Below are 211 nucleotides of genomic sequence, written 5' to 3' on the forward strand. Positions count from 1 at the left end.
GTGGCTGCGCCCGGACGGTCGTCCGCTCCCCACCGGGGAGGGCCGCCGGGCGCCGCCGAGCCGCCCTCCGGGGTGGGCCGGGGACCCACCGCAGCACTGGGGTGAATCGCGCGCCGGGTACGTCCCGTCGCGGGTAGGGCCGCTTCCCGCCCGAATCCGTCAGCTAACCCGGTAGGCGGCAGACGGAAGAACGGAGAGCCGCCGCATGGCG

The 211-nt window shown here is 77.3% G+C and carries 1 riboswitch.

Annotated features, from left to right (window positions below):
• The first annotated feature begins 53 nt into the window (after nucleotides 1-53).
• Nucleotides 54-193, top strand: a riboswitch (cyclic di-AMP (ydaO/yuaA leader).
• Nucleotides 194-211 lie beyond the last annotated feature (18 nt).

This window comes from Blastococcus sp. MG754426, from assembly GCF_021699055.1.
Taxonomy (GTDB): Bacteria; Actinomycetota; Actinomycetes; order Mycobacteriales; family Geodermatophilaceae; genus Blastococcus.